3 protein-coding genes are annotated in these 2,441 nt (G+C 69.1%); all 3 read right to left on the bottom strand.

From position 1 onward, the window contains the following. Nucleotides 1-864 (bottom strand): SPFH domain-containing protein (locus tag G5C65_RS35465; protein WP_165303169.1); only part of this gene is annotated, 864 nt, incomplete at its 3' end. Between the two features lie 55 nt (nt 865-919). Next, a complete protein-coding gene (locus G5C65_RS35460) occupies nt 920-1,345 on the bottom strand; it encodes an NfeD family protein (protein ID WP_165303168.1) in 426 nt (141 codons plus the stop codon). A gap of 21 nt (nt 1,346-1,366) precedes the next feature. After that, nucleotides 1,367-2,158, bottom strand: coding sequence for an ABC transporter ATP-binding protein (locus G5C65_RS35455; protein WP_165303167.1), 792 nt, complete (start codon nt 2,156-2,158; stop codon nt 1,367-1,369). Nucleotides 2,159-2,441: the final 283 nt, after the last annotated feature.

Genomic DNA, 2,441 nt, shown 5'->3' with positions numbered 1-2,441 from the left:
GTTGTCCAGGGCGCCGCCGAGCCCCTTGAGGGCATCGCCGATCTCGCTGGGCACGATCCAGAGCTTGTTGGCGTCGCCCTCGGCGATCTTCGGCAGCATCTGGAGGTACTGGTACGAGAGCAGCTTCTGGTCCGGGTCTCCGGCGTGGATGGACTCGAAGACGGTGCGGATGGCCTGGGCCTCGCCCTCCGCGCGCAGCGCCGCGGAGCGGGACTCGCCCTCGGCGCGGAGGATCGCGGACTGCTTCTCACCCTCCGCGGTGAGGATCTGCGACTGGCGGACGCCCTCGGCCTGGAGGATCGCGGCGCGCTTGTCGCGGTCGGCGCGCATCTGCTTCTCCATCGAGTCCTGGATGGAGGTCGGGGGCTCGATGGCCTTCAGCTCGACGCGGTTGACCCGGATACCCCACTTGCCGGTGGCCTCGTCGAGGACGCCGCGCAGCGCGGCGTTGATCTCCTCGCGGGAGGTCAGGGTCCGCTCCAGGTCCATGCCGCCGATGATGTTGCGCAGGGTGGTGACAGTGAGCTGTTCGATTGCCTGGATGTAGCTGGCGACCTCGTAGGTGGCGGCGCGCGCGTCGGTGACCTGGTAGTAGATGACGGTGTCGATGTTCACCACCAGGTTGTCCTGGGTGATCACCGGCTGCGGGGGGAAGGGGACGACCTGCTCGCGGAGGTCGACGCGGTTGCGGACCGTGTCGATGAACGGCACGACGATGTTGAGGCCGGCGTTGAGGGTGCGGGTGTAGCGGCCGAACCGCTCCACGATGGCCGCACTCGCCTGCGGGATGACCTGAATCGTCTTGATGAGTGCGATGAAGACAAGCACTACCAGGATGATCAGGACGATGATGATGGCGTCCATCGCCATTGCCCCCTGCGTATTGTGATGGTGCTGAGCGTGCCGTTGGTGTGCGCTATCACATCACGATGGCCGTGGCGCCGTCGATTTCGACGACGTCGACCTGAGTGCCCGGTTCATAGCTCTCACCCGAGTCCAGCGAGCGGGCCGACCACACCTCTCCGGCGAGCTTGATCCGGCCGCCCTCGCCGCCGTCCACCTTCTCCAGCACGACGGCCTGCCGCCCCTTGAGCGCCTCGACGCCGCTGGCCAGCGCGGGGCGCTCGGTACGCGTCCGGCGCGCTATCGGGCGGACGACCAGGACCAGCGCGGTGGAGACCGCGGCGAAGACGACCACCTGGGCGGCGACGCCCCCGCCGAGCCCCGCGGTGATCGCGCCCGCCACACCGCCCACGGCGAGCATGGCGAACTCGGGCATCGCGGTGATGACGAGCGGGATTCCCAGCGCTGCGGCGGCCACCAGCCACCAGACCCATGCGTCCACACCGCCATGGTAGGCGCGTGATCAGCTCAACGGCAGGCCCTGCGCCGTCCAGCGGTCGCCGTTCATCTCCACCACGAGGGGGAGCCCGAAGCACAGCGAGAGGTTCCGGGACGTCAGCTCCGTCTCGATGGGCCCCGCGGCCAGCACCTGCCCCTGGCGCAGCATCAGAACGTGGGTGAAGCCGGGCGCGATCTCCTCCACATGGTGGGTGACCATCAGCATGGACGGCGCGTACGGGTCGCGCGCGAGCCGTCCGAGCCGGCGTACGAGGTCCTCGCGCCCCCCGAGGTCGAGCCCCGCGGCCGGCTCGTCGAGCAGCAGCAGCTCGGGGTCGGTCATCATGGCACGGGCGATCATGGTGCGCTTGCGCTCGCCCTCGGAGAGGGTGCCGAACTTCCGGTCGAGCAGGTCGTTCATCCCGAGCCGGTCGAGGAACGCCAGGGCGCGCTCCTCGTCGACCTTCTCGTAACTCTCCTGCCAGCGCGCCGTCATGCCGTACGCGGCGGTCAGCACGGTCTCCAGCACGCTCTGCCGGCCGGGCAGCTTGTCGGCCATGGCGATGCTGGCCATGCCGACCCGGGGCCGGAGCTCGAAGACGTCGACGCCGCCCAGTCGTTCGCCGAGGATGGTGGCGGTGCCCGTGGTCGGGAAGAGGTAGCTGGAGGCGATGTTGAGCAGGGTGGTCTTGCCCGCGCCGTTGGGACCCAGAATGACCCAGCGCTGACCTTCCTTGACCGACCAGGAGACGTCGTCCACCAGAGCACGTCCGTCGCGGACCACGGATACGTCCACCAGCTCCAGTACTTCGCTCATGAGCGCGTTGTCTCCTATTGCAGTCGCGTCTGTGTGCCCGCAGGCACTGTCCCCAGGGGATCCCCCCAGGGAAAACCTACGCCACCGGGTCTGACATCGGTTCCCTAGGCTTGGTTCATGCTCGACGAACCTCGCTCAGGGCGGCTGGCCGCCTGGGGAAACGCACTGCTCGCCGGTCTCGTCTCGCCCGACGAGGCGGCCGAGCGGATCACAGGGGAGGACGACCGGCACCGGGTGGCGCCGCCGGAGCCGGGGCGTCCGGTGGAGGCGGGGCCTCCGGGGG

This window comes from Streptomyces boncukensis, from assembly GCF_011045075.1.
GTDB classification, from domain to species: Bacteria; Actinomycetota; Actinomycetes; order Streptomycetales; family Streptomycetaceae; genus Streptomyces; species Streptomyces boncukensis.
Note: the sequence above shows the minus strand (reverse complement) of the source record. Positions and strands in the feature narration are given on the sequence as shown.